23 protein-coding genes and 1 tRNA gene are annotated in these 25,053 nt (G+C 72.8%); 9 read left to right on the forward strand and 15 right to left on the reverse strand.

The window, feature by feature from the left end; translation table 11 throughout:
• Position 1 precedes the first annotated feature (1 nt).
• Both recQ and C1729_RS07625 read right to left on the reverse strand, forming a co-directional pair.
• Entirely contained in the window at positions 2-1,903 is a 1,902-nt protein-coding gene (gene recQ, locus C1729_RS07620) for a DNA helicase RecQ (RefSeq protein WP_422917645.1), read from the reverse strand.
• Between the two features lie 104 nt (positions 1,904-2,007).
• Positions 2,008-2,274 carry a GlsB/YeaQ/YmgE family stress response membrane protein gene (locus C1729_RS07625; RefSeq protein WP_102509416.1) on the reverse strand — a complete coding sequence of 89 codons (267 nt, stop codon included), beginning with the start codon at positions 2,272-2,274 and terminating at the stop codon, positions 2,008-2,010.
• A 185-nt stretch (positions 2,275-2,459) separates the two neighbouring features.
• On the opposite strand from C1729_RS07625, the gene C1729_RS07630 reads away from it, so the two are divergent.
• Complete coding sequence (locus tag C1729_RS07630) at positions 2,460-4,406, forward strand: hypothetical protein (RefSeq protein ID WP_102509417.1); 1,947 nt, start codon at positions 2,460-2,462, stop codon at positions 4,404-4,406.
• A 30-nt stretch (positions 4,407-4,436) separates the two neighbouring features.
• On the opposite strand, the gene C1729_RS07635 is transcribed toward C1729_RS07630, so the two are convergent.
• Complete coding sequence (locus tag C1729_RS07635) at positions 4,437-5,432, reverse strand: PfkB family carbohydrate kinase (protein WP_102509418.1); 996 nt, start codon at positions 5,430-5,432, stop codon at positions 4,437-4,439.
• Between C1729_RS07635 and C1729_RS07640 the strand changes: the two genes are divergently transcribed.
• Positions 5,431-6,192, forward strand: a complete 762-nt coding sequence (locus C1729_RS07640; RefSeq protein ID WP_102509419.1) for a uracil-DNA glycosylase — start codon at positions 5,431-5,433, stop codon at positions 6,190-6,192. The two genes, C1729_RS07635 and C1729_RS07640, sit on opposite strands and share 2 nt — an antisense overlap.
• A 4-nt stretch (positions 6,193-6,196) precedes the next feature.
• Here C1729_RS07640 and C1729_RS07645 read toward each other — a convergent pair whose 3' ends face one another.
• The gene (locus C1729_RS07645; protein WP_165375452.1) at positions 6,197-6,862 is read right to left on the reverse strand and encodes a CAP domain-containing protein; all 666 of its coding nucleotides are present in this window, start codon (positions 6,860-6,862) and stop codon (positions 6,197-6,199) included.
• 108 nt (positions 6,863-6,970) lie between these two features.
• Here C1729_RS07645 and C1729_RS07650 point away from each other — a divergent pair, with 108 nt between their 5' ends.
• Positions 6,971-7,408 carry an SHOCT domain-containing protein gene (locus C1729_RS07650; RefSeq protein WP_102509421.1) on the forward strand — a complete coding sequence of 146 codons (438 nt, stop codon included), beginning with the start codon at positions 6,971-6,973 and terminating at the stop codon, positions 7,406-7,408.
• A gap of 259 nt (positions 7,409-7,667) precedes the next feature.
• On the opposite strand, the gene C1729_RS07655 is transcribed toward C1729_RS07650, so the two are convergent.
• Positions 7,668-7,749 (reverse strand) — tRNA-Tyr (locus C1729_RS07655).
• A gap of 131 nt (positions 7,750-7,880) precedes the next feature.
• On the opposite strand from C1729_RS07655, the gene rarD reads away from it, so the two are divergent.
• The 5 genes from rarD to C1729_RS07680 are packed head-to-tail and all read left to right on the forward strand — an operon-like array spanning position 7,881 to position 11,495.
• Positions 7,881-8,810: an EamA family transporter RarD gene (gene rarD / locus C1729_RS07660; RefSeq protein ID WP_102509422.1), complete on the forward strand. Its 930-nt coding sequence runs from the start codon at positions 7,881-7,883 to the stop codon at positions 8,808-8,810.
• Positions 8,811-8,855: 45 nt separating this feature from the next.
• The gene (locus tag C1729_RS07665) at positions 8,856-9,350 is read left to right on the forward strand and encodes a YajQ family cyclic di-GMP-binding protein (protein WP_207204575.1); all 495 of its coding nucleotides are present in this window, start codon (positions 8,856-8,858) and stop codon (positions 9,348-9,350) included.
• Complete coding sequence (locus C1729_RS07670) at positions 9,350-9,799, forward strand: DUF3995 domain-containing protein (protein ID WP_102509424.1); 450 nt, start codon at positions 9,350-9,352, stop codon at positions 9,797-9,799. The genes C1729_RS07665 and C1729_RS07670 overlap by 1 nt, the downstream gene beginning before the upstream one ends.
• On the forward strand, positions 9,796-10,623 hold the full coding sequence (locus C1729_RS07675; RefSeq protein ID WP_102510579.1) for an HAD family hydrolase: 828 nt from the start codon (positions 9,796-9,798) through the stop codon (positions 10,621-10,623). The genes C1729_RS07670 and C1729_RS07675 overlap by 4 nt, the downstream gene beginning before the upstream one ends.
• Positions 10,620-11,495: a hypothetical protein gene (locus C1729_RS07680; protein WP_102509425.1), complete on the forward strand. Its 876-nt coding sequence runs from the start codon at positions 10,620-10,622 to the stop codon at positions 11,493-11,495. Before C1729_RS07675 ends, C1729_RS07680 begins: the two co-directional genes overlap by 4 nt.
• A 75-nt stretch (positions 11,496-11,570) precedes the next feature.
• Here C1729_RS07680 and map read toward each other — a convergent pair whose 3' ends face one another.
• The 8 genes from map to C1729_RS07720 form a co-directional block, all read right to left on the reverse strand.
• A complete protein-coding gene (gene map / locus C1729_RS07685; RefSeq protein ID WP_102509426.1) occupies positions 11,571-12,338 on the reverse strand; it encodes a type I methionyl aminopeptidase in 768 nt (255 codons plus the stop codon).
• 146 nt (positions 12,339-12,484) lie between these two features.
• A complete protein-coding gene (gene htpX, locus C1729_RS07690) occupies positions 12,485-13,345 on the reverse strand; it encodes a zinc metalloprotease HtpX (protein WP_102509427.1) in 861 nt (286 codons plus the stop codon).
• Between the two features lie 194 nt (positions 13,346-13,539).
• A complete protein-coding gene (gene nadE, locus C1729_RS07695; RefSeq protein ID WP_102509428.1) occupies positions 13,540-14,373 on the reverse strand; it encodes an NAD(+) synthase in 834 nt (277 codons plus the stop codon).
• On the reverse strand, positions 14,370-15,119 hold the full coding sequence (locus C1729_RS07700; protein WP_102509429.1) for an NUDIX hydrolase: 750 nt from the start codon (positions 15,117-15,119) through the stop codon (positions 14,370-14,372). Before C1729_RS07700 ends, nadE begins: the two co-directional genes overlap by 4 nt.
• Entirely contained in the window at positions 15,112-15,678 is a 567-nt protein-coding gene (locus tag C1729_RS07705; RefSeq protein ID WP_102509430.1) for an isochorismatase family protein, read from the reverse strand. The genes C1729_RS07700 and C1729_RS07705 overlap by 8 nt, the downstream gene beginning before the upstream one ends.
• Positions 15,679-15,680: 2 nt before the next feature.
• A complete protein-coding gene (locus C1729_RS07710) occupies positions 15,681-17,024 on the reverse strand; it encodes a nicotinate phosphoribosyltransferase (RefSeq protein ID WP_242493880.1) in 1,344 nt (447 codons plus the stop codon).
• 221 nt (positions 17,025-17,245) lie between these two features.
• Positions 17,246-18,619 carry an FAD-dependent oxidoreductase gene (locus tag C1729_RS07715; protein WP_102509431.1) on the reverse strand — a complete coding sequence of 458 codons (1,374 nt, stop codon included), beginning with the start codon at positions 18,617-18,619 and terminating at the stop codon, positions 17,246-17,248.
• Positions 18,620-18,823: 204 nt separating this feature from the next.
• Positions 18,824-20,473, reverse strand: a complete 1,650-nt coding sequence (locus C1729_RS07720; protein ID WP_102510581.1) for an MFS transporter — start codon at positions 20,471-20,473, stop codon at positions 18,824-18,826.
• 238 nt (positions 20,474-20,711) lie between these two features.
• Between C1729_RS07720 and C1729_RS07725 the strand changes: the two genes are divergently transcribed.
• A complete protein-coding gene (locus C1729_RS07725) occupies positions 20,712-21,380 on the forward strand; it encodes a TetR/AcrR family transcriptional regulator (protein WP_242493755.1) in 669 nt (222 codons plus the stop codon).
• Here the strand turns inward: C1729_RS07725 and C1729_RS07730 are convergent.
• Together C1729_RS07730 and C1729_RS07735 are read right to left on the reverse strand one after the other, a co-directional pair.
• A complete protein-coding gene (locus C1729_RS07730) occupies positions 21,358-23,772 on the reverse strand; it encodes a transglutaminase TgpA family protein (RefSeq protein WP_102509432.1) in 2,415 nt (804 codons plus the stop codon). The genes C1729_RS07725 and C1729_RS07730 overlap by 23 nt on opposite strands.
• Complete coding sequence (locus tag C1729_RS07735) at positions 23,769-25,052, reverse strand: DUF58 domain-containing protein (protein ID WP_102509433.1); 1,284 nt, start codon at positions 25,050-25,052, stop codon at positions 23,769-23,771. Before C1729_RS07735 ends, C1729_RS07730 begins: the two co-directional genes overlap by 4 nt.
• Between the last annotated feature and the right edge of the window lies 1 nt (position 25,053).

Genomic DNA, 25,053 nt, shown 5'->3' on the forward strand with positions numbered 1-25,053 from the left:
CTCAGAGTTCGAGCGTCCCCGCGTCCGTGTCGACGTCGACGCCCGTCACGCGCCCGACGACGTCGAGCACGCCCGTCCCGAACTTCTCGAGCTTGCTCGCGCCGACGCCGCCGACGGTCGCGAGCTCCGGGAGCGAGGTCGGTCGTCGCTGGGCGATCTCGCGGAGCGTCGCGTCGTGGAAGACGACGTACGCGGGGACGCCGAGCTCCTTCGACGTCGCGCCGCGCCATGCACGCAGTTCCTCGAAGAGCTCGGTCGCGGCGGCGTCGAGCCCCTCGGTCACGGCGGCGGCACGAGCTGCACGGCCGCCGCCCGACGCCGAGCGTCGGGAGGCGCGCGGCTCCTCGTGCCGCATGAGGACGGTCCGCTCGCCCGTGAGCACGGCGGCGGACAAGGGCGTGAGCTCGAGCGTCGAGTAGCCGCGCGCATCCACGCCGACGAGCCCCTGCGCAAGCAGCTGGCGCACGACGCCCCGCCACTCGGCCTCCGACACGTCCTCCCCGATGCCGTACGTCGAGAGGGTGCCGTGCCCGAGCTCGCGGACGCGCGGCGTCTCCTTGCCGCGGAGGATGTCGATGATGTGCCCGGCGCCGAAGTGCTGCCCGCGCTCACGCTCGAGCCGCACGACCGTCGAGAGCAGCTTCTGCGCCGCGACGGTGCCATCCCACGTGCGGGGCGGGGTGAGGCACGTGTCGCAGTTGCCGCACGGCTCGGATTCCTCGCCGAAGTACCCGAGGAGCTGGACGCGGCGGCAGCCGACGGTCTCGCACAGCGCGAGCATCGCGTCGAGATGCGCGGAGAGCTGGCGGCGGTGCGTGGCGTCGCCCTCGGAGGAGTCGATCATGCGGCGCTGCTGGACGACGTCCGCGAGGCCGTAGGCGAGCCACGCGGTCGCCGGTGCGCCGTCGCGGCCCGCGCGGCCCGTCTCCTGGTAGTAGCCCTCGACGGACTTCGGCAGGTCGAGGTGCGCGACGAACCTGACGTCGGGCTTGTCGATGCCCATGCCGAATGCGATCGTCGCGACCATGACGAGCCCGTCCTCACGGAGGAACCGCGACTGGTGGCGCGCACGCACCGAGGCGTCGAGACCCGCGTGGTACGGCAGGGCGGGGATGCCACGCTCGACGAGGTGCGCGGCCGTCTGCTCGACGGAGGCCCGCGAGAGGCAGTAGACGATGCCGGCGTCGCCGTCGTGCTCGTTCGTGAGCAGGTCGACAAGCTGGGCGCGCGGGTTGTCCTTGCCGACGATCCGGTAGCGGATGTTCGGCCGGTCGAAGCTCGCGACGAAGTGGCGGGCGCCCGTGAGCTCGAGCCGCTCGGCGATCTCGGTGCGCGTCGCGGACGTCGCCGTCGCGGTGAGCGCGATGCGCGGCACGTCCGGCCAGCGCTCGTGGAGGACGAACAGCCGCAGGTAGTCGGGGCGGAAGTCGTGGCCCCACTGCGAGACGCAGTGGGCCTCGTCGATCGCGAAGAGTGCGATGCGGGCGCGGTCGAGCAGGTCGAGCGTCGAGGGCACGCCGAGCCGCTCGGGGGCGAGGTAGAGAAGGTCGAGCGTGCCGTCGAGCAAGGCGGCCTCGACCTGGCGACGTTCGTCGGGCGTCTGCGTCGAGTTGAGGAACCCGGCGCGGACGCCGAGCGCGGCGAGCGCGTCAACCTGGTCCTGCATGAGCGCGATGAGCGGGGACACGACGACGCCGACGCCGTCCCGCACGAGCGCAGGCACCTGGTAGCAGAGGGACTTGCCGCCGCCCGTCGGCATGAGGACGAGCGCGTCCTCACCGCGCACGAGAGTGTCGATGATCTCCGCCTGGTCACCACGGAACGCGTCGTAGCCCCAGACGCGGCGCAGGACGTCGAGCGGACGAGGATCGAAGGGCGAGGTTGTCGGGGTCACGTCGCCCACCCTAGGCGTGGCGAGGCCGACGCGTGCGTCGTGCACAGGTGAGGACGACAACGCCCCCGTCACGGACCGTGAGGTCCGGGACGGGGGCGCTGCCCGCAACGTGCTCAGACGCGGCGTCGACCGCCACGCAGCCCGAGGTAGATGCTGATGAAGAGGATCGAGAGGACGATCGAGATGATCCAGCGGATCCAGTCGATGCCCCTCGTCTCCTTGACGCCGAGGAGGTCCGACAGCCAGTAGCCTGCGAGCGCTCCGAGCACCCCGAGGATGATCGTCCACAGGACGCCGATGGGCTGCTCGCCCTTCATGAAGAGCCGTGCGAGGGCGCCAATGACCGCGCCGAAGATGATGAGACCGATGAGCTCACCCATGGTGATTCCCCTTCCGTTCCCGTCGCGCACCGTGCGGTGCGAGCTGTCACCACACTGCCACTCCTTGCCGCGGTGCGCATCACGACCGTGGGTGAGGAGACAGCCCGTGCCAAGGTGGACGACACCCGACGTCGTGCGGGACCATGCGAGGGTGCGGTAGCGGTGCCGCGACGACAGGGGTGAGCATGACGCAGGGCACGGAACCCGCACGACGGGACCTGTGGGAGGAGCAGGGGCTCCGACCCGCTCGTCGTCCGGCCCCCCAGGCCGCGGGAGCGTCCCCGCACGACGCGGCCGCTCCCGCGCAGATGCCGCCGCGCGCACCCGTGGCTCCCTCGGCACCGGTCGCCGCTCCAGGCCCGGTTGACGTGCCCGACGACGTCACGACCCGCATCGACGGCGACGTCCTCGACCGCGCGCGCGAGCGCCGTGACCGCCCCGGTCGGCGTGCCGCACGCTGGATCGGCGCCGTGGCTGCCCTCACGCTCGTCGGCGGCGGCGCTTGGACGATCCTCCACGACCGCGACCCGGCCGTCCCTCCCCCGCCCGCGCCGACGTTCGCAGCCGAGGACCTCGCGACGCTCCTCGCGTCCCTCGAGCGCGCGACGACCGACGACGGGCTGCCCGTGCTCGGCGCGATCCCGGACGTCCACGTGAGCGACCCCCGCCGGGCGGACCTCCTGCAGCCCGCTCCCGCGGTCGACGTGTCGCTGGGTTCCGCGCAGGTGCGGTGGACGCTCGGGCCTGCGGAGCTCCTCGGTGACGTCGCGAAGGACGCGGGGGTCAAGGGCTCGGACCTCGACGGGCTCTCGGTCGTGCCCGCGCGCATGTCGGCGAGCGTCGCCGACGCCTCCGCGCCCGAGGCCGTCGTCGTCGTCACGCGAGGTTCCGCTGGCGCCAAGGCGTGGCGGGCGCTGCTCGACGCAGCGGATGCGACGAGCAAGGCCAACCGAGCGGCACTCGTCGTCGGGGTCGACACCGCTCGGGGACGTGCGGCGTGGGTCGCACCGCTCGAGGCCCAGTCGGCCTCCCCGTGCCAGGTCCTCGACGCCGGCACGTTCGTCGCGTGCGAGACGGTGACCGAGGACGGCGAGGGGCTGCAGGAGATCGTCGTGCTCGACGCCGCGACGGGTGCCGTCGACGTTCGCGTCCCGGTGCCCGCCGCGTGCCGGATCACGTCGCTCCTCCAGCACACGGGCGTTCTCTACTGGGCGGGGCTGGCGGACGACCTCGCGTGCCTCGGCTCGGGCTCGACACTTCTCTCCCAATGGTTCGGCCCGGACGCTCCGACGCTCGCGCTCACGCACGACGGCCGCATCCTCGCACGCAACTCGACCCAGTCGCTCGTGCGCAGCACCGATGGCACGTGGCGTTCGTTCTCGGGCGCGGTCGAGCCCGGCCCCGACGGGACCCTCCTGCGGTCCTTCCTCCGCGAGGAGCTCACCGCCCTCGGTCCGCTCGCGCTCCGCGACACACCGCCCGGCGGCAGCACCGCTGTCGCGACGCGCTGGGTGACGTTCGTCTCCGCCGAGGACGGCACGACGATCTCCGCGCTTCCCGGCGCCGCGTGGCGCCGCGACGACCTGCTCACGAGCACGGGCGTGTCGACGCCCGCGATGCTCGAGGGCCGCACGGGCGTCGGCGACTGGGTCGTCTCCGCGTCCGGTGCGCGCGAGCGCCTCGTCCACGCGGGAGCCGCCCGGTTCGGGGAGCAGGTGACGCCCTGGGTCGCCGAGGCCGGGATCGCCGGGACGCCCGCGACGGAGGAGTCTGCTGAGGGCATGTCGCTGCTCATCGTCGGACCGGACGGGCAGCCTGTGGCTGACGTCGCCGATCTCTCGCTGGTCGCCAGGCCGTACGGCGGTGGCCGTGTCGGGCCCGCCCTGGACGACGCAGACACGGAGCCCGTCCCGGGCGTCGACGCGCCGACGCCCGGGCAGAGCGACGGCATGGAGTTCCTCGACCAGGCTGTCTCGGTCGTCGGTGTCGACGGCGCACGACGCACGACCCGCGCCGTCGTGCCGATGGCGTTCAACGACGACGTTCGCGTCTTCCTGCCGCCGGACACGTGGGTCGCGACAGGCGGCGTCGTCGTCCTGCCAGTAGGTCCGACGCTCGTCGGCATCGGCTGACGCTCGACGCGATAGTGAGTGCGCCGCGGCTCAGCCGTCGAGCGCGGCCCGCAGCGTCGCGACGAGCCCGGGGTCGCGCGTCCACCCGCGTGCGCCCGCATGCTGCACGGACGCAGTCGCGACCCGCGTCGCGACCGTGAGGGCGGAGAGCGCCCCGACGAGCACGAGACCCGGGTCGGCAGGTGCACCGGGCAGCGCGAGGGACGTGCGCGGCAGGCGGGCGAGGCCCGCGAGCGCGGCCCCGTGGAGGACGTCGCCCGCACCGAGCGTGTCGACGACCGTGTCGTCGTCGATCTGCTGCACCTCGACCCGTCCCCGCTTGCTGCGACCTCCCGTGCGGACGAGGACGTCGACGGGGCCCGGCCCGCTCGAGCGGGCGACGACAGCAGGACCCAGCGCACCAACGCCCGCGAGGAGCGCGTCGACGTCGTCGTCGTCGAGCGCACCCTGCGGACCGTCGGGCAAGCGCAGGTCCGCGGAGAGCACCGCGACGTCGACGAGCGCGAGCAGCTCGTCGAGGCCGGCCTTCCACGAACCGCCGTCGAGGAGGACGGGCACGCCCGCAGCACGCGCGGCCGCGGCCGCCCCGAGGGCAAGGTCGAGATGGTGGCCGTCGACGAGCACCGCGGCGGTGCCGTCGGGCAGCGTGACGTCCGCCGGGGCCGACGGCGCACGCCCAGCAGCGTTCGTCGAGACGACAGCCCGCTCCCCCGTCCCCTGCGTGACGAGCACCGTCGAGACGGGCAGCGTCCACGCGTCGTCGGCCGCGTCGACGAGCGCGACGCCCTCCGCGGCGAGCTCGGCCCGCACGGGAGCCGCAGGGCCGCCGTCCCCGACGCGCGTGAGCAGCGTCGCGGCGCAGCCGAGGCGCGCCGCGGTGATCGCCGCGTTGAGCGCGGGCCCGCCCGCCGCGACCGCGAGCGAACGTGCCACGACCTTCTCGTCGGGGCCGGGCACGCGGTCGACGACCTGCGTGACGTCGAGCGTCGCGAGACCGCACGCGAGGACCGTCGGGAGTTGCGTCATGCGTCCTTCTCTACCAGAGGTGCACACTGCAGGGGTGGCACCGACGCACTCCGACCCTGGCCTCGCCCGGACCGCGACGACCCTCCCGGAGGTCGACGCGCTCGTCGCGGGCTGCTTCGCGTGCCCACGCCTCGTCGCGTGGCGAGAACGCGTCGCGCGCGACAAGCGCGCCTCGTTCGCCGCCCAGACGTACTGGGGCCGCGGCGTGCCCGGCTTCGGCGACGCACACGCCCGCACCGTCGTCGTCGGGCTCGCGCCCTCCGCCCACGGCGGCAACCGCACCGGACGCATGTTCACGGGCGACCCGTCGGGCGACGTGCTCGTCGCCGCTCTCCACCGCGTCGGGTACGCGAACCAGCCGACGTCCGTGTCCGCCGACGACGGGCTCGAGCTCACGGGCGTGCGCCTCGTCGCGCCCGTGAGGTGCGCACCGCCCGACAACAAGCCCACCCCCGACGAACGGCGCACGTGCGCGCCCTACCTCGCACGCGAGCTCGAGCTCCTCGCGCCCACGCTCCGACACGCCGTCGCGCTCGGCGCGTACGGCTGGCAGGCGCTCCTCGCGACGCTCGCTGAGCAGGGCTGGCACGTGCCGCGGCCCCGGCCGCGGTTCGCGCACGCCGCGACGCTCGACCTCACGCACGACGACGGACGGACGCTCCGCGTCCACGGCTGCTTCCACGTCTCCGCGCGCAACACGTACACGGGGCTGCTCACCCCGGCGATGCTCGACGACGTACTCGCCGCAACCCTCGCGTGACGCGTCAGCGGCGGTACGTCACCGTCTTCGTCCTCGACGAGACCGCCGTGTGCGTCGCAGTCTTCGGTGCGTGCACCCGGTAGAGGACCTTCCCGGCCTTCGACCGCGCGGGGATCGTCACGACAAGACGACCCGTGCGGCTCGTCGAGTACTTCTTCACCGTCCGCACACAGCCCGACGCAAAACGCACCGTGTTGTACGTGACGCCACCACGGACGACCGTGCCCGAGCCGACGTGCGTGTACCTGCCCGAAAGCACGATGCGCCGGTGAGCGGCCGAGCCGAGGTACGTGCTCACGACCTTCGCTGTCGACGGCGTCGGGCGAGCCCAGAGGACGATCTCCGCGTAGCCGCCCGCGCAACCCGCCGCCCGCGTGTCCTTCTTCATCACCGTCATCGACTGGTGCGCGAGTCGTCCTGACGTACCGCGCTTCGCGCGGGTCGTCGACCACTGGCGGGCATCGGTCCGCAGCGCAGGAAGTTCGAGGAACGCGGGCAGCCCCTCCGTCGCGCGGGCGGAGTTTATGCGTGCGACGACCGACGACTCGTACGACGCCGGACGCGCCCCGTCCTTCGCCGCCGCCTGCGCCGACGGTGCAGCGACGAGCGGGACGACAAGCGCCGCCGCGAGCGCGACGACGAGGGACCGGCGACGGAACGTCGAACGCATGCCCGCATGCATCGGCAGGCACACGCGCCGACTTCAACCTCGCAGCGAGAGACGTCGGATGCTCCGGACCGCTTCTCGGACAGGCCGGATGATCACTACAGTGCACGCATGACACGCCTGCGCGCCGAGACGATCCCGCCCGAGCTCGAGCATCTCTTCACCGACGTCGAGATCGGTCGCACGAGCGGCGCCGCCGGCATGTCCGACGGCCTCCCGGCATACCTCGTCGTCTTCCTCGTACTCTTCGGGCTCGCATTCGTCGCCGCGCTCACCGTCATCGTCGTCAGCGGCGTGAGGAACTACCGGCTCGCGAAGGCCCGCGGCTACGACCCCCTCACCATGGAGACCGAGATGGCCGCGCGACTCATGGACTCCCAGCTCATGCAGCCAGCGACGCCGACCGACGCGACGACGGCCCCGTCCGCGATGACCGCTCCCTCCGCGACGACCGAGGAACGCCTCGCCGAGATCGACAGCCTCCACGATCGCGGCGTCATCACCGCCGACGAGCGCGCAGCAGCACGCGCCAAGATCCTCGGAGGCTAGGCCCCCGCTCGGACGCTCCTTTCCTTCTCCCGAGGCGCTGTGGAACAGAAGGTCTCCGGAATATGGGTCACGGGGCACGACCACGCGATCGGCGACCGCTCCTCCGTCGCGGGCCAGACGTTCACGCCACCCCACAGCTTCACCGCCCCCGCGTCGTGCGAGACCGGCACCGTCTGGATGGCCTGCCTCTACCCGACAACACGACATCCCCCAGGCACGCCGAAGGCCCCGTCCATGTGGATGGGGCCTTCGGCATCGGTGGCAGCTGAGGGATTCGAACCCCCGTAGCATGACGCGGCTGATTTACAGTCAGCTCCCTTTGGCCGCTCGGGCAAGCTGCCGATGCGCCGCTGGCGTGGACCAGGTCCGCACCTCGCGAGCGATCACACGATACTAGGGGAAGTGCCCCGAGCGGAAATCGAGCCGTTCGGAGGCGCTCCGACCAGCACGAGAGGGGACGCTGCCACCGCCCATGTGCACGAGCCCCGCACCCACCCCGCACCCTCCTGGTCTCGACCGGACGGGCCTCGCCGCAGGCTTCGGCGCCTACCTCGTGTGGGGGATGTTCCCCGTGTACTTCCACCTCTTCACGCGCACGGGCGCGGTCGAGGTCGTCGCGTACCGCGTCGTGTGGGGTCTTGCCGTCAGCGTGCTGCTCGTCGTGCTCACGCACCGGTGGCGCGCGTTCGTCGCGCTGTGGCGCTCGCCGCGGACGGTCGCGCTGCTCGCTGCGGCATCGCTACTCATCGGAGCGAACTGGTTGCTCTACGTGTGGGGTGTCCTCTCGGGGCACGTCGTCGACGCGTCGCTCGGGTACTACGTCAACCCGCTCGTCACCGTCCTGCTCGCGGTCGTCGTCCTGAGGGAGCGGCTCACGGTCGCTCAGCTGTGGGCGCTCGGCGTGGGCACGGTCGCCGTCGTCGTCGTGTCCGCGGGCGGGCACGGCGTGCCGTGGCTTGCGCTGGCGCTCGCGGTGACGTTCGGGCTCTACGGGCTCGTGAAGAAGCAGGTGGGCGCGGGCGTCGACCCGCTTGCGGGGCTCGCCGTCGAGACGGCGGTGCTCACGCCCGTCGCGCTCGGGTTCCTCCTGTGGCTCGGGCCCACGCCCTCGACGACGTCGGGTCTCGGGTACGGCGCGCTCCTCGTGACGCTCGGTGTCGTCACCGTCGCACCGCTGACGATGTTCGCGACCGCTGCGCAACGCCTGCCGCTCACCGTCGTCGGGCTCCTGCAGTACCTCACGCCGACGGTCCAGCTCGGGCTCGGCGTCCTCCTCTACAACGAGCCGATGAGCCCCGCGCGATGGGCCGGCTTCGCGCTCGTGTGGGTCGCGCTCGCGATCCTCACCGCCGACGCGCTGCGGGCGCTGCGCCGCCCGCGCGACCGCGGGCCGCGCGGCTAGGCTGGGACCAGAAACCCGCCCCCTCTCACGCACAAGGAGAACACCGTGGCCGACTCCTCCATGGACATCGTCAGCAAGGTCGACCGTCAGGAGGTCGACAACGCGCTCAACCAGGCGATCAAGGAGGTCGGGCAGCGCTACGACTTCCGCAACGTCGGCGCCTCGATCGCGTGGTCCGGCGAGAAGATCGTCATGATCGCCAACTCCGAGGAGCGCGTCCTCGCGATCCTTGACGTCTTCCAGACGAAGCTCATCAAGCGCGGCATCTCCCTCAAGGCCATCGACACGGGCGACAAGGGCCCGCAGCTCTCCGGCAAGGAGTACCGCCTTGAGGCGACCCTCAAGGAGGGTCTCGCGGGCGAGAACGCCAAGAAGGTCACGAAGATCATCCGCGAAGAGGGCCCCAAGGGCGTGAAGACGCAAATCACGGGCGACGAGGTCCGTGCGACGTCGAAGTCCCGCGACGACCTCCAGGCCGTGCAGGCGCTCCTCAAGGGCGCCGACCTGGACTTCGCGGTCCAGTTCACGAACTACCGCTGATGGCCGTCCCCGCGTCGACGGTCGCCACGGCGACCGTCCTTGGGGCGGTCGGTGCCCTTCATGTCGCGTGGGCCGCGGGCTCAACGTTCCCGCTCGAGGACCGGGAGGCGTTCTCGGCGACTTTCCTCGGCGTCGACGGTCTCGGCAGCCCCGGTCCCGCGGCGTGCCTCGCAGTCGCGGGTCTCGTGACGACGACGGCGTGCGCAGCGGTCGTCGCCTCGCAAGCGCCCGAGGGATCGCGCGTCGGGCGACTCTCCCGGCGCGGTGCTCGCACCGCCGCGCGAGTGCTCGCGGCGCGAGCGGCTGCCGGCATCGCCGTCTCGGGGTTCGGGCTGCGGGCGACGACCCCTCGCTTCCGGACGCTCGACCTCACGGTCTACTCGCCGCTGTGCGCGGCGCTCGCCGTCGGGCTCGCCCGCAGCGCCCGCACAGCTCGCCCCTTCCGGTGAGAGAGGCCCCGCGCGTCGTCGCGACGGACCTCGACGGGACGCTCCTGCGGTCGGACGGCACCGTCTCGGACCGCACGCGCTCCGTCCTGCGACGTCTCGACGACGCGGGGGTGCGCGTCGTCTTCGTGACGGCGCGGCCGCCGCGCTGGCTGCCCGCGCTCGCCGACCTCGCGGGAGGGCACGGCACGGCCGTCGTCCTCAACGGCGCGGCCGTGTACGAGTTCGCGACGGGCACGCTCGAGCAGGTCCACGGCTTCGAGCGGGCGGCCGCGGCGAGCATCGTCGACGACCTGCGTGCCGCGATCCCCGGGCTGACCTTCGTCCTCGAGCGCATCGACGGCCCCGTCTACGACCCCGGGTTCGTGAGCACGCACCCCGTGCCGGCCGATGCGCGCCGTGTCGACGTCGCGACGACGCTCGTCGCCCACGGCGACCCGTGCGACGCCGGCCCGGGCGCCGTCGTCGGCAAGATCCTCGCGCGGCACGACAGACTCGGGCACGACGAGCTCTACGCACGCGTCGCCGACGTCGTCGGGAACCGGGGGATCCTCGCGTACTCGGGCGCGCACGCCCTCGCCGAGCTGTCCGCGCCCGGCGTGACGAAGGCCGCGGGCCTCGCCCGCTGGTGCGCCGCGCACGACGTCACGCCGGCCGACGTGTGGGCGTTCGGCGACATGCCGAACGACCTGCCGATGCTCACGTGGGCGGGCCACGGCGTCGCGGTCGCCAACGCGCACCCCGAGGTGCTCGCGCACGCGGACGCGCAGACCGCCTCGAACGACGCCGACGGCTTCGCCTCGTACGTCGAGCGGCTCCTCGGGTGACGGACACGCGCCGGCCGCTCCGCGAGGAGCTGCGCGGCGTCCGCCCACCCGCCCTCCTGCTCGTCTCGGGCGCGATCGGCCTGCTCGTCTGGTACTCCGGGCTCACCGGGACGTGGGACGCGGCGCACGCTCCCGCGGTCGTCGACCCTCAGCACGTCGTGCTCGCCGTCACCGCCGGGTTCCTCGCGTGCACGCCGCTCCTCGGCGGCCTGCTGCCCGTGACGACGGCCGTGCTCGCGCTCGTCGCCACGGCGTCGCTCGTCGTCACGGGGCAGGCGTCGGACACGATCCTCGCCGCCCCGTTGCTCGCCTTCGTCCTCATCGCCCTCGACACCGTGCCGCGTCGGCTCGCCCGCACGAAAGCACCGGCGTCGCTCATCCACCCGGGTGACACCCGGCGAGGTCCGGTGCCGCTGCCCAGGCTGCCGCTCGGGACCGTCGCCGCGGAGTACCGGCAGGCCGGCGTGCTCGCCGCCGTCTCGCTCGCCCTCGTCGGCGGCGGCATCGCTTGGACCGTCCACGACGCGGCCCAGGTGCGGGAGCTCCGCACCGACGGCGTCGTCGTCACCGCCGAGATCGTGGACGTCACGCGCGAAGGCCGCCGCAAGATCTCCCCGACCGCGCACCTCGACATGCCCGACGGCACACGGATCCGCCTCGAGCGCGCCGTCGCGTGGAACGGCCTCGAGCTCGAGGTGCGCTGGCTTCCCGGCACGGACCGCGCCGAAGAGACGTCGAACCCCGAACGCCCCACTCGGCCGCTCGGCTTCAGCGGCGCCGGGCTCGCCGCGCTCGTCGGCGCCGGAGCGTTCGTGCGGCGCGCCGTCGTCGCGGGGCGTCGTGCCGACGCCCCGAAGGTCACGTCCCACTGAGACGACGCCGCCGCCCGCTCCTGGGGACGGAGGGGCGCGGCGTGCGCGTTCGGATCGGCTCGTCAGAGCCGCACGTCAGAGCGCCGTGAGGATGCGGGGGCCGTCGTCGGTGAGCGCGATCGTGTGCTCGACGTGCGCGGCGCGCTGCCGCGAGCGGGAGTAGAGCGTCCAGCCGTCGTCGCCGTACGTGTAGCGGCCCGAGCCGCCGTGGATGAACATCGGCTCGAGCGCGAGCACGAGGCCCGCCTTGAGCTCCATGCCCTTGCGGGCGCGGCCCTCGTTGGGGACGAACGGCTCCCCGTGCATCTCGCGGCCGATGCCGTGGCCGCCGTGGTCCTCGAGGTTGCCGACCTTCGCCTTGCGGGCGACCCGGCCGATCGCGGCGGAGATGTCGCCGAGGCGGCCGCCGACCTGGGCGGCGGCGATGCCCGCGTCGAGCGCGGCGCGCGTCGTCGCGATGAGGTCGAGGTCCTCCTGACGGGGGGTGCCGACGACGAAGCTCGTCGCGGAGTCGGCAGCCCAGCCCTTGAGGATCGCGCCGCAGTCGATCGACACGAGGTCGCCGTCGGCGATGCGCAGGTCGTTCGGGATGCCGTGGACGACGGCGTCGTTGACGGACGCGCAGATGACGCCTGGGAACGGGGTGGGCGCCCAGTCGGGGTGGTAGTTGAGGAACGGCGAGGTCGCGCCGGCGCCGAAGATGACGTCCCGGGCGACGGCGTCGAGCTCCTTGAGAGAGGTGCCGACGACGGCGGCCTCCTCGACGGCCTTGAGCGCGCGAGCGACGATCCGGCCGGCCTCGCGCATCTCGTCGATCTCGGCAGGTGTACGCAGCTCGATCATGCGTCCCATCCTACCGACGCCCAGTTCCCCCTCCCTCTCCCTCCCCAGGAGCCCGCGAGATAGCGCGCGTCGGACGAGATAGCGCGCGTCGCGCGCTATCTCGTCCGAAGAGCGCTATCTCGGGGGGGGAGGGGGGACAGGCGCCGTCAGCCGTTCGTCGCCATGCGCTGGAGGCGCTCGATGCGCTCGTCCATCGGCGGGTGCGTCGCGAAGAGACGCGCCGCACCACCCTTGAACGGGTTGGCGATCATGAGGTGCGAGACGTTCTCGAGGTTCTGCGTCGGCGGCAGCGGCGCCGCTTGCGTCCCCCGCTCGAGCTTGCGCAACGCGGACGCGAGTGCGAGCGGGTCGCGCGTGAGGCGCGCGCCGTCCTCGTCGGCGTCGAACTCCCGCGTCCGCGAGATCGCCATCTGCACGAGGGCCGCCGCGAACGGCGCGAGCAGCGCAAGGGCGATGCCCGCGATCGGGTTGACGTTCCGCCTGTCGTCGCCGCCCCCGCCGAAGAACATGAGGAACTGCGCGAGCGACGTGACGACGCCCGCGACCGCCGCCGCCATCGACGAGGTGAGGATGTCGCGGTTGTAGACGTGCATGAGCTCGTGCCCGAGGACGCCGCGCAGCTCGCGCTCGTCGAGGAGCGCGAGGATGCCCTCCGTGCAGCACACCGCCGCGTTCTGCGGGTTGCGGCCCGTCGCGAACGCGTTGGGCGCGGCCGTCGGCGAGACGTAAAGGCGTGGCATCGGCTGCCGCGCCTCCATGGAGAGCTCGCGCACGATCCGGTACATGGCGGGCTGCTCGAGCTCGCTCACCGGGTAGGCGTGCATCGAGCGGATCGCGATCTTGTCGGAGTTCCAGTACGACACCGCGGTCGAGACGACGCCGATGCCCGCGAACACCCAGAGCATCGTCGGGCTGTGACGGAAGAAGAGTGCCCACAGGCCGAGGAGCACCGCCCACAGGACGCCGAAGAGCATCGCCGTCTTGAGACCGTTGAAGTGCTTGTGCATGTGCCGCTCCCGTGCGACGCCGTCGGGTGGTGGAGCCCCCGAGCTGCCGACGTCGCTCTACGAGGTCCAACGAGAACGCTCGGCGGGTCGTTCCAGAGACACGCAGCACACGACCCGCTCCCCGACGGAGTGACGGATCCCGCCCGTTGAACGGGCGGGATCCGTCAATCCGTCGGGAAGGGTGGCGCGGGCCGTCAGTCCGCCGGGAGGTCGACCGACGGCGGCAGGTAGCGCGCCTTGAAGGCCGCGCCCGCGACGAGCTGCTGCGTCCGCGCCCACGCCGCCTCGTCGACCGACGCCGGCCGCACGGCACCCTCCGGCCGGCCTGCACCGGCCGCGAGCGCACGCAGCGCCGCGTCGAGCACCGGGTACGGCGGGAGCGAGTCGGAGTCCTCCTGCCCGTCGGCAAGCTCGGCCGACGGCGGCCGCGACACCGTGAACGCGGGAATGACCTCGCTCTCCCGGTTGATCCACGCCGCAAGCTCCTGGACCTCGGTCTTGTAGAGCCGCCCGAGCGGCGCGACCGCGCCGATCCCGTCGCCGTAGAGCGTGAAGTAGCCCGTCCGCACCTCGGAGAGGTTGCCGGTGTTGAGAACGATGCCGCCCGTCGCGTTGGCGATCGCCATGAGCGTCGTGCCCCGCAGGCGCGCCTGGATGTTCTGCTCCGCGACGCTCGTCGCCCCGTCGACGAAGCCGGGCCAGGCGGGCGGGCCCGCCATGCCGTCCTGCACCGCGGACCGCAGCACGCCGTACGGCTCGTCGATCGAGATGACGTGGTGGTCGGTGCCGAGGTTGCGGCCGAGCGCCGCCGCGTCGTCGCGTGACGCCTGCGACGAGAAGCGCGTCGGCAGGAACGCCGTGAGGACGTTCTCGCCGCGCATCGCGCGCGCTGCGGCGACGGCGACAACAGCGCCGTCGAGCCCGCCGGAGACGCCGACGACGACGCGACCGACGCGTGCGTCCGACGCCGCGCGGGCGATGCCGTCCGCCATGGCGTCGAGGACGCCCTCCCAGTCACGTGAGCTCATCGCTCGTCCTCCTCGTCAGCAGTGGGTCGCAGGATCGCGGGGTGGAGGACGGTCGCGTCCCCCGTCTCGTAGAGCGCACCGACCCGGCCTCCCTCGAACCGGCTCGCGCCGCGCACATCGAGGCTGCGGACGAAGCCGGGGGTCGAGAGCACCTTGCGCGCGAAGTTCGACGGGTGCAGGCGGGTGCCCCACACGCACTCGTAGACGCGGCGCAGGTCGCCGAGCGTGAAGGGCTGCTCGACGAAGGCTGCGGCGAGCGTCGTGTACTCGATCTTCGAGCGGGCCCGCTCGACGGCGTCCGCGAGGATCTGGTCGTGGTCGAACGCGAGCGTCACCTCGCCGGCCTCGATGTCCCGCACCGCGAAGAAGCGCGCACGGGCGGCGTCGTCGCCCGCGACGGGAGCGGGCAGGTCCGGGAGGAACGCGAGGTACGCGGTCGAGACGACCCGCATCCGCGGGTCGCGACCGGGGGCGGAGTACGTGCGCAGCTGCTCGAGGTGGTAGCTCGAGATCTCGAGGCCCGTCTCCTCGACGAGCTCGCGGCGCGCGGTCTCCTCGCCGGGCTCGTCGATGTCGACGAACCCGCCGGGCAGCGCCCAGCAGCCCGCGTAGGGCTCGTTGCCGCGCTCGACGAGGAGCACGGAGAGCTCGCCGCCGCGGATCGTGAGGACGACGATGTCGCTCGTCACGGCGAACGGCGGGTAGGCCGACGGGTCGTACCCGGCGGGGGCGACGGCGTCAGACAAGGCGCACCTCCTTCTCGCGGAGCAGGTCGAGCGCGACCTTCGTCGTGCCGGGCGCGACGCCCGCGGTGAGGTCGACGAGGACGGTCGTCGCAAGACCCGTGGCGTGCGCGTCGAGCGCGGTCGCGCGCACGCAGTGGTCCGTCGCGATGCCGACGACGTCGACCTCCTCGACGCCCGCGGCGCCGAGGACCTCGGCGAGGGGCCGTCCGGCGTCGTCGACGCCCTCGAAGCCCGAGTACGCGGCCTCGTACTCACCCTTGCGGACGCCCACGACGGGCATGTCCGTCGCGGCGAGCGCGGCGGCGACAGCCGGGTGGAGCTCGGCGCCGGCGGTGCCGGCCTCACAGTGGACGGGCCACGTGTCGAGGTAGTCGGGGGACGCGGACCAGTGCGTGCCCGGGTCGACGTGCCAGTCCTGCGTCGTGACGACGAGGTCGTAGCCGCCCTCGCCGATCTTGGCGGCGACGCCGCGGGCGACGTCGTTGCCGCCGGTGACGCCGAGGGCGCCGCCCTCGCAGAAGTCGTTCTGGACGTCGACGACGATGAGTGCGCGTGCCATCTTCAGCTCCTTGCCGTGAGGTAGGGGGTGCCCGCGACGACGTCGAGGGCGCTCGGGGGCAGCTCGGCGAGCGCTGCCCGATGGTGGGCGCGGACCTCGTCGAGCGTCGGCAGGTCGGCGATCTTGCCGTCGCGGACGTAGGTGACCTGGAGGTCACGGGTCGTCGTGCCTGCGGGGTGCGTCGCGCTCGTGCCCGCGGCGCGGGGGACGGCGAGCTCGGCGACAGCGACGCCGTGCGCGTCGAGGACGCGCGTCGCGTCCTTGAAGCCGCCGACGGACGCCTTGTCGGCGGACTTCTTCGCGACGGGTCGCATCTGGCCGTCGGGACCCTCGATCTCGACGAGCTTGTAGACCATCGAGGCGGTCGGGGCGCCGGAGCCGGTGACGACGCGCGTGCCGATGCCGTAGCCGTCGATGGGGGCGCCCTGCGAGACGAGGTCGTCGATGACGTACTCGTCGAGGTCGCTCGAGACGACGATCTTCGTGCTCGTCGCGCCGAGCTCGTCGAGCAGCGCGCGGGCGCGCGTCGTCTCGACGTAAAGGTCGCCCGAGTCGATGCGGATGCCGCCGAGGCTCGTGCCGCCAGCCGCGACGGCGTTGCGAATGCCGGTGGGGATGTCGTACGTGTCGACGAGGAGCGTCGTGCCGGCACCGAGCGAGGCGACCTGCGCGGCGAAGGCCTCGGGCTCGGAGTCGTGCGCGAGCGTGAACGCGTGCGCGGCGGTGCCCGTCGTCGGGATGCCGTAGCGGTAGCCCGCCTCGAGGTTCGAGGTTGCGCCGAACCCGGCGACGTACGTCGCGCGGGCCGCGACGACCGCGGCTTCGTCGCCCGTGCGGCGTGAGCCCATCTCGATGATGCTGGCGCCTGCCGCGGCGGTGACCATGCGGGACGCGGCCGACGCGACCGCCGAGTCGTGGTTGAGGATCGAGAGCAGGAGCGTCTCGAGGAGCACCGCCTCGCCGAACGTGCCCTCGACGGTGACGATGGGCGACTGCGGGAAGAAGAGCTCCCCTTCGCGGTAGGCGTGGATCGATCCGGTGAACCGGTAGGCGGCGAGGTAGTCGAGCGTCGGGGTGTCGACGACGGCGTTGTCGCGGAGGAACGCGATCTGGGCGTCGTCGAACCGGAAGTCGGCGACGGCCTCGAGGGCGCGGCCGATGCCGGCGACGACGCCGTAGCGGCGGCCCGTGGGGAGCCGGCGGGTGAAGAGCTCGAAGACCGCGCGCCGGTGGGCGACGCCTGAGGCGAGGGCCGCCTGGAGCATCGTCAGCTCGTAGTGGTCCGTCTTGAGGGACGGGGTGTTGCTGTGCCGGGAGTGGCCTTGTCGCATCTCGACCTCCTTCATACTCACATTGAGCATCATGCCCGGGGGTGGGACACAGCGCAACCCCCATCTCACACCCGATGCCCCGTCGGCGCCCCGCGACTCGTCCTGCCCAAGCACGACGGAGGCAGACCGACAGCGTCCCGAAGCGCGGGACGTCAGAAAGACGAAACGGCCCGTCGTGCTCCTGCACGCTAGGGAACGTGCAGGAACACGACGGGCCGCTCGTCGGAAAGGGCCGCTCAGGCCCTCGAGTTCACGCCTTTGGCGATCGCGATCATCTCCTCGCGGGGCACGACCTTGATCCGCTCGCGACCCGCGGCGACGCCGAGCGCCAGCTCGTGCGCCTCGAGGTTGAGGAAGTCGTCCCACACGACGAGGTCGACGCCGCGCTCGGCGAGCGTCGCGACGATGTCCTCGGGCGCGCCCTTGGGCGCGCGCGGCAGGGAGTCGACGTCCTCGACGAGGTGGCGGATCGTCTCCGACGCGTCCGACTTCGTGTGGCCGATGAGGCCGACAGGCCCACGCTTGATCCAGCCGGTCGCGTACACGCCGGGGACGTGCTCGCCGTCCGCGCCGAGGACCCGACCCTCAGCGTTGGGGATGACCCCGCGGCGGTCGTCGAACGGCACGTCCGAGAGCTCGGTGCCAAAGTAGCCGATCGCACGGTAGACAGCCTGGACGGGCCAGTCGTGGAACTCGCCCGTGCCCTTGACGGTGCCGTCGCCCTGGAGTGCGGTGCGCTCGGTGCGCAGCCCGACGACCTTGCCGTCCTCACCGAGGATCTCCGCGGGCGAGTGGAGGAAGTGCAGGTGCAGGCGACGCGACGCGGAGTGCGTCGACGGGTCGACAAGCGCCCAGTCGGTGAGCGTCTTGACGACCTGCTTCGTCTGGTTCGACGACTCGATCGCGGCCATCGAGCCCTCGTCGAACTCGTAGTCCTCGGGGTATACGACGATGTCGACGTCCGGCACGTGACCGAGCTCGCGGAGCTCGAGCGGCGAGAACTTCGCCTGCGCAGGACCGCGGCGCGCGAAGACGTGCACGTCGGTGACGGGCGAGGCCTTGAGGCCCTCGACGACGTTGTCGGGGATCTCCGTGACGAGGAGGTCCGCGACGTGCTTCGAGAGGATGCGCGCGACGTCGAGCGCGACGTTGCCGGCGCCGAGCACCGCGACCTCACGGGCCTCGAGGGGCCACGTGCGCGGGACGTCGGGGTGACCGTCGTACCAGGAGACGAAGTCGGCGGCGCCGTAGGAGCCGTCGAGCTCGACGCCCGGGATGCTCAGCGGGGCGTCCTTGATGGAGCCCGTCGAGAAGATCACGGCGTCGTAGTGCTCGCGCAGGTCGTCGAGCGAGAGGTCCGTGCCGAAGTTGACGTTCGCGAGCAGGCGGATGTCGCCACGCTCGAGGACCTTGTGGAGGGCACCCATGATCATCTTGATGCGCGGGTGGTCCGGCGCGACGCCGTAGCGCACGAGGCCGAACGGCGCGGGCAGGCGCTCGATGAGGTCGATCGAGACGTCGATGCCAGCCTTCGAGAGGATGTCGGAGGCGTAGATGCCGGCAGGACCGGCGCCGACGATCGCGACGCGCAGGGGGCGGGAGGTGTTCACGGATGCAGGCCTTTTCGGTGCTGGTGGATACCCGGTGGTGTGGAGCGAGTGTGGCCCGGGCTGCGGGCGTCGTCACGTGGATGGCGCCGGATGACCGCATGGCGGACACCCGGCCGTCCGCACGACGCGCGCGGGACGACCACCGTTCAGGTTAGTCGTGCCCGGGCGCGCGGGGTGGGGCTGGTGAGGACTCTCACAGGATCCCTACCTGCGGGGTGGCGCTCCAACACGGTCGGGAGCGTCGTCGAGGTCGGACTGGGCGACGAGGTCGGCGAGCGCGTCGTAAGGGTCCGGGAGCTCCGCGTCGACGACGTGGTCCTCGATCTGCGCGACCTGGGGTCGCGAGAGGATCGCGAGCGAGACGACGACGGCGGCGGCCATGAGGGCGACGCCGATCCAGGACGTCACGACGACGGAGCCCGCGAACGCGCTGTGCGCGGAGTCGAGGAGCGCCTGGCCGCGGGACGGGTCGAGCTGCGCGGCGACACCGGTCGCACCGCCGAGGGTCTCGCGCGCCGCCTCCTGCTGCGCGGAGGTGAGCCCGCCCGGCAGGACGATGTTGCGGTGGTAGCCCGCGGACATGATGCCGCCGAGGATCGCGGTGCCGAGGACGGCGCCGAGCTCGTACGCGGTCTCGGAGATCGCGGACGCGGCTCCCGCGCGGCCCGCGGGGGCCGAGGAGAGGATGAGGTCGTTCGAGACCGTCTCGGCCGCGCCGGCGCCGACGGAGAGGATGACGAACGCGGTGATGACGGGCCACAGCGTGCCCGCTCCCCCGGCGACGGCGACGATCCCGTAGCCGACGGCGGCGAACGCCATGCAAGCAGCGATGATGCGCCCCGGTGCGACGCGCGCGACGACCTTGACGACGAGGAGGCCCGCGACGATCGTCGCGAGCAGCCCGGGCAGGAGCGCGAGGCCGGCCTCGACGGGGCGGAGCCCGACGACGAGCTGGAGGTCCTGCGAGACGAAGTAGAGGAACCCGGTGATCGCGACGACGGAGAGCAGGTTGACGAGGACGCCGCCGCCGAACGCCGGGGAGGCGAAGAGTCGGACGTCGAGCATCGGCACGTCCCTCGTCAGCTGGCGGCGCACGAAGGCGCCGCCAGCTGCGAGGCCGACCGCGAACGCTGCGAGCGCGAGGCCGGTGAGCCCGTTCTTCGCGACCTCCTTGACGCCGACGACCACCGGGGTGATGGCTGCGACGGACAGGAGGATCGAGACGATGTCGAAGGGTCCGGGGCGCGGGTCGCGCGACTCGGGGACGACGAAGGGCGCGGTGGCGAGCATGAGCATGAGGACGGGGACGCTCATGAGGAACACCGAGCCCCACCAGGCGTGCTCGAGGAGGAACCCGCCGACGATGGGTCCGAGGGCGGCTCCGCCGGAGAACGCCGCGGCCCAGATCGCGATCGCGAGCCGCAGCTCGGAGCGGTCGGTGAAGATGTTGCGGATGAGAGACATCGTCGAGGGCATGAGCATGGCGCCGAAGAGGCCCATGGCTGCGCGGCCGGCGATGAGCCACTCGGCGCTCGGCGCGTAGGCGGCGAGCGCCGAGACGACCGCGAAGCCGGTCGAGCCGAGAAGAAGCATGCGCCGGCGACCGAGGCGGTCGGCGAGCGAGCCCATGGGGACGAGCAGCGCGGCGAGGACGAGCGGGTAGACGTCGACGATCCACAGGAGCTGGGTCCCGGACGGGGTGAGGGCCTCGGAGATCTGTGGGAGGGCGAAGCTCAGGACCGTGTTGTCCACCGAGACGAGCAGCACGGGCAGGAGCAGGACGGCGAGGGCCGCCCACCGGCGTCGGCGGCTCGGGGGACCGTCGACGCCGGGAGCGTCCGGGGCGGGCTGCAGCCCAGGGAAGCTGCGTCGCTCCCGGTCGACCGCGCGCCTGTCAGGGGTGCGGCGCGCGGCGTTCGTGGGGGTCTGGCGGTGCGTAGCGGCGTCCTCGTGGTCGCCGCCGTTGCGGGTGGTCACTGCGTTCCTCTCGTGGCGCGGGTGACGGGCGTCGGACGACGCCGCTCTCTTCAACCGTCCAGACGGTATAGAAACCAACTCCTGACCTTAACCGTCCAGCCGGTATAGTTGCAAGGTGGCATCGAGCACACGGCCCGCCGACGCGGACCCTCCCGGGATCCGACCCGCCGTCACGACGGCGGCACGCCGCCATGCCGTGAGCCACGCCCGCGCAGGGGCCACCCGAGACCGGATCCTCGACGCGTTCGCCCGGACCCTTGTCGAGCAGGGTGAGCGCGCGGCGACCCTCGACGCCGTGGCAGCCGCCGCCCAGGTCTCCAAGGGCGGGCTCCTCTACCACTTCGGGTCGAAGATGGCGCTCGTCGACGGCCTCCTCGCCCGCATGGTCGAGCTTGCGCTCGCCGACGTCGCGGTCATGCGCGCAGCCCCTGAGGGCGCGGTCGCCTACCTCATCCGCACCTCGGCGATCTCGGACACCCCGTTCGACCTCGACTACCTCGCCGCGACGAGGCTCGCCGAGGGCCCGTTCCCCCAGGCACGTGTCGCACTCACCAAGGCGCACGAGGCGTGGCTCGCCGCGACCGTCGAGGCCGTCGGCGACCCCGTGCTCGCCCGTGCGATCGTCCTCGTCTCCGACGGTCTCTACCTCGAGGCCGCGACCCGCCGCGGCCCCCGCACGCCCGCACCGACGCCGGACGGACCCCAGGAACGGCCGACGAGCCCGGCCGGAGCGGCCGAGCTCGTCGCGCTTCTCGAGTCCGTCATCGCCTCGCGACGCGCCTGACCTTCGACCCGGCGCTCTCCCGGCGCTGGGCCCTGCGCTGCGACCGTCGCGCGGACCTCGCCTCGCGCCTGCGCGCCTTGGCGGCACGCAGCGACGTGCGCGAGAGCTGCCCGCGCAGCCGCTGGCGACGCGTTCCGTGCTGCGCAAGAGCCGCCAGGAACTCGTCCGTCTGCTCCCACGTGTCGTCCGCGAGCGTCGCGTCCGGGTCGCCTGGTCCGAAGACCGCAGCGTCGGCCCGGGTCGCGACGCCTCGCGCCGAGACCGGCGGGAACGTCGCCTCGATGAGGCGTGCCGTCTCCGAGCGGGTCGCGCCGGGCGCGGGCGTCGCGGCACGGTCACGCACCGCGTCGAGGACCTCGTCCCACGCCCCCGTGACACGCACCATCGGGTCGCGTGCGCGGCGTCGGCGCCGCCGGCGTCGCGCCTTGGCGGCGACGATGAGCAGGGGTGGCAGCACGAGGAGGAGGATCGGCACGCCGATCGCGAGCGTCATGACGACGACGGACGTCCAGTCGGTGACGATCTCCTCGACGTCCTCGCGCGCGTCGACGTCGACGTTCTCGACGTCCTCCTCGGGCTCGGCGACGGGGTCCTCGAGGCTGGGCGGCGGCTGGACCACCTCTGGCTGCGGGTCCGGCTCGGCCTCTTCCGGGTCGTTCGACGGCGTGCGCGAGGTGTCGGGCGTCGGGAAGTACGGCACCCAGCCGTGTCCCTTGTAGGCGATCTCGACCCAGGCGACGACGTCCCCGCCCGTGAGCGTCACGGGTCGCGTGACGTCGGTGCCCTCGGCGGGCCGGAAGCCCATGACAACGCGCGCGGGAAGCCCGAGGTTGCGCGCCATGAGCGCCATCGCGGACGCGTACTGCTCGTCGTCACCGATCATTCGGTCCTCGGTGAGCAGCATGTCGATGCGGGACACGCCGTGCCCTGCGAGCGACGGGTGGTCGCCCGCAGCGGTGATGCCGTGGGAGAAGTACCCCTGCTCGGAGAGCGTCGCGGCGAGGGCGCGTGCGAGGAGCGCAGGGCTCGTCGCGTTGCGGGCGATGTCCGCGGCCTTCTGAGCGGCCGAGTCAGGGATCTGCTCGAGCTCGGCCTGCTGGACGTCGGCGATCTCCGCGTCGGCAAGCTGTTCGTCCGAGAGGGTGGGTGGCACGACGACCTCGGCGGTCCAGCGGTCGCCCTCGCGCAGCCCGCCGGGGAGCACCGCGGCGCCCGTCGCGTCGTTGAACCGGAACGCGAGCTGCTGCTCGCGCGAGCGCCGCCCCTCGAACGCCAGGCGTGAGGTCTGGCCGACGGTCGGCAGCCACACCCCGCGCAGCCCGTCGATCGTCACGTCGATGCTCGCCGGCGTTCCCGCCGCACGCACGGGGATGGACTCGCCGACCCGACGGAACGCTCCCGAGCCGCCGCGCGCACCCGTCGAGTCGACGTTCCACACGACGCCGTCGAACGTGTCCATCGTCGCGAGGCGCACGAGCGCCCCCTCGGGAAGTCCTGCGACGGTGACGAGCGGGGCCTCGCGCAGGTCCTTGTGGAACGTCCTGAAGCCCGTGAGCGGGCTCACCTGGTCGCGCAGGTCGAACGGCGGCACGATCTGCGTGCGGAGGATCGTGCGGGGCGCGTCGCCCGCGACGAGCGGTGCGCCGACGATGCCGCCGCCGCCGATGGCCACGACGGCCATGACGGCGAGCGTCGCGAGACGGCGCGGGTGCCAGCGGCGCGTGCGCCACGCGAGCCACGGCACGGTGAGCGCGGCGATGCCGATGCCGACCACGGTCGCGAGCGGGGCTTCGACGGTGCCGAGGAGGATCGCACCGACGAGCAGTGCGAGGGGTGTCGTCACGGCGACGGCCAGGCCAATCCGTTCCCGGCGTCGCGCACCCGCGGTCGCGTCGGAGCGGCTGCGGCGACGATCGGTCGCGTCGACGGTCGCGGCCCACGCGGCGAGGACGGTGCCGCCGAGCGCCATGACGAAGGGCGGGACGAGCACGGACCCCAGTGTGCCGAGGGGCGGCTCGAGCGTGAGCACCTCCTTCCACGACGTCACCAGACCTTCGAGAAGGGTGCGGAACGTCGTGAGCGTCGGGACGACGCGGGCGACGGTCGTCGTCGGCGCGGCGAACGCCCCTCCGGCGAGGAGGTAAGCGACGGCGGTCGCACCGAGCACGACGATCCCGCCGGCGTGCCGGGCGCGCCCGACGAGGACGATGACGGCGCCGAGGAACGCTCCGGCGAGGAGCGTCGGCAGGACCGCGGCGACCCCGTAAGCGGGGACGAGCGCGAGGGTCGCGAGGAGGACGGCGAGCGCGGAGACGACGGTGCTCGTCGTCCGCCGCAGGGCGGGACGCTGGCCGGTGCCGCCGAGGTCGATCGTCCGGACGTCGTGGCTCATGCGGCCACCAGCCGTCGCATGAGCCGCGGCAGGTCCTTCGCGGAGCCGAGCGTCGCGACCGTGAGGAGGTTGCGGGTCTGCAGCGTGAGCTCGTGGTCTTCGCCGACCGACACGATGACGGTGCGGACTCCGGCGGGCACGTGCGCGGCCCGCGCGCGCAGCTCAGGGGCGTCGAGGCTCGAGCCCGTGACGATGAGAGCGAGGGACGCGTGCGGCACGGTGCGAGCGATCTCCTGGGTCACGGGTGCTTCGTCGGGCTCGCCGTCGCGTAGTTCGATGCCTGCGCAGTCGTCGAGGAACGACGGGGGCGTCGTCGAGCGCAGGGTGCGTGTCGCGGTGAGCGCGGTGACCTCGAGCTCCTCGCGGAGCGCCTGCTGCCCGATCGACGCGTAGACGGTGACGGCGAGCTCGAACTCGTCCTCGTCGCGGTAGTCGGCGAGCGTGTCGACGAGCCCGAGCGCGGTGTGGGTGCGGCGGGTGTCCTCGAACTGTCGGACCATGAGACGCCCGAGGCGCGCGGAGGACCGCCAGTGGATCGACCGGCGATCGTCACCGGGCACGTACTCGCGCAGTGCGTGGAACGACATGTCGTGGTCGGAGACGACGCGGGTCGCCTCGCCTTCGAGGTCCCGCAGGACGCCCGTGCGGGCGGTGCCGAGTGACACCGTGTGGGGGTGGACGTAGAGGTGCTCGGGTTCGGTCCACATGACCTGCCGACGGACGAGGCCGAGCGCGTCGCCGCGCACGGACCGGACAGGTCCGACGGTGAGGACGGACCGGCGCGCACCCGCGACCGCGAAGACCTCCTCGAACTCGGCCTCGGAGGCGAGCGAGGGAAGGTCGACGTCTGCCTGCCCTGCGCCGACGGGCAGGACGATGCGGGCGGGCAGGGTGCGTGCCCGGCCGACGTTCGTCACCTGGAGGCGGCCGACGGCCCGCTCGCCGACGACGATGCGGTGGTCGGCGAGGTCGAGCTCGACCCGGTACGTGGACCGTCCGAGCGTGAGGATGATCGAGATGAGGAGGAGCGCGGCGAGCGTCGCTCCCCCGACGACGAGCTCGTCCCAGCCGAAGTGCCGTCCGAGGAGGAGCCCGCCGAGGGCGCCGACGAGCACGATCCAGCCGAGGGGGCTGATATGACGGCCGATCCATGCGCTGGCCCGGCTCAGGGGCCCGGCGGCGCGCCGGGCCCGGACGCCGAGGTCGCGGGCGTGGGCGCCTGCGGCGCGCACGCCCGACCGGGTGCGCGCTCCTGCGGCGCGCAGGTCGCGTCGAGCCATG

This window comes from Sanguibacter massiliensis, assembly GCF_900240335.1.
In the GTDB taxonomy this organism is placed as follows: domain Bacteria; phylum Actinomycetota; class Actinomycetes; order Actinomycetales; family Cellulomonadaceae; genus Flavimobilis; species Flavimobilis massiliensis.

Excerpts from the sequence above, each read along its gene's own strand:
- C1729_RS07735 (WP_102509433.1), bottom strand. The coding sequence starts at position 25,052 with ATGGCTCGACGCGACCTGCGCGCCGCAGGAGCGCGCACCCGGTCGGGC.
- C1729_RS07625 (WP_102509416.1), bottom strand. The coding sequence starts at position 2,274 with ATGGGTGAGCTCATCGGTCTCATCATCTTCGGCGCGGTCATTGGCGCC.
- htpX (WP_102509427.1), bottom strand. The coding sequence starts at position 13,345 with ATGCACAAGCACTTCAACGGTCTCAAGACGGCGATGCTCTTCGGCGTC.
- rarD (WP_102509422.1), top strand. The coding sequence starts at position 7,881 with ATGTGCACGAGCCCCGCACCCACCCCGCACCCTCCTGGTCTCGACCGG.
- C1729_RS07640 (WP_102509419.1), top strand. The coding sequence starts at position 5,431 with ATGCGTCCTTCTCTACCAGAGGTGCACACTGCAGGGGTGGCACCGACG.
- map (WP_102509426.1), bottom strand. The coding sequence starts at position 12,338 with ATGATCGAGCTGCGTACACCTGCCGAGATCGACGAGATGCGCGAGGCC.
- C1729_RS07705 (WP_102509430.1), bottom strand. The coding sequence starts at position 15,678 with ATGGCACGCGCACTCATCGTCGTCGACGTCCAGAACGACTTCTGCGAG.
- C1729_RS07635 (WP_102509418.1), bottom strand. The coding sequence starts at position 5,432 with ATGACGCAACTCCCGACGGTCCTCGCGTGCGGTCTCGCGACGCTCGAC.
- nadE (WP_102509428.1), bottom strand. The coding sequence starts at position 14,373 with ATGAGCTCACGTGACTGGGAGGGCGTCCTCGACGCCATGGCGGACGGC.
- C1729_RS07650 (WP_102509421.1), top strand. The coding sequence starts at position 6,971 with ATGACACGCCTGCGCGCCGAGACGATCCCGCCCGAGCTCGAGCATCTC.
- C1729_RS07645 (WP_165375452.1), bottom strand. The coding sequence starts at position 6,862 with ATGCGTTCGACGTTCCGTCGCCGGTCCCTCGTCGTCGCGCTCGCGGCG.
- C1729_RS07630 (WP_102509417.1), top strand. The coding sequence starts at position 2,460 with ATGACGCAGGGCACGGAACCCGCACGACGGGACCTGTGGGAGGAGCAG.
- C1729_RS07670 (WP_102509424.1), top strand. The coding sequence starts at position 9,350 with ATGGCCGTCCCCGCGTCGACGGTCGCCACGGCGACCGTCCTTGGGGCG.
- C1729_RS07710 (WP_242493880.1), bottom strand. The coding sequence starts at position 17,024 with ATGAAGGAGGTCGAGATGCGACAAGGCCACTCCCGGCACAGCAACACC.
- C1729_RS07730 (WP_102509432.1), bottom strand. The coding sequence starts at position 23,772 with ATGAGCCACGACGTCCGGACGATCGACCTCGGCGGCACCGGCCAGCGT.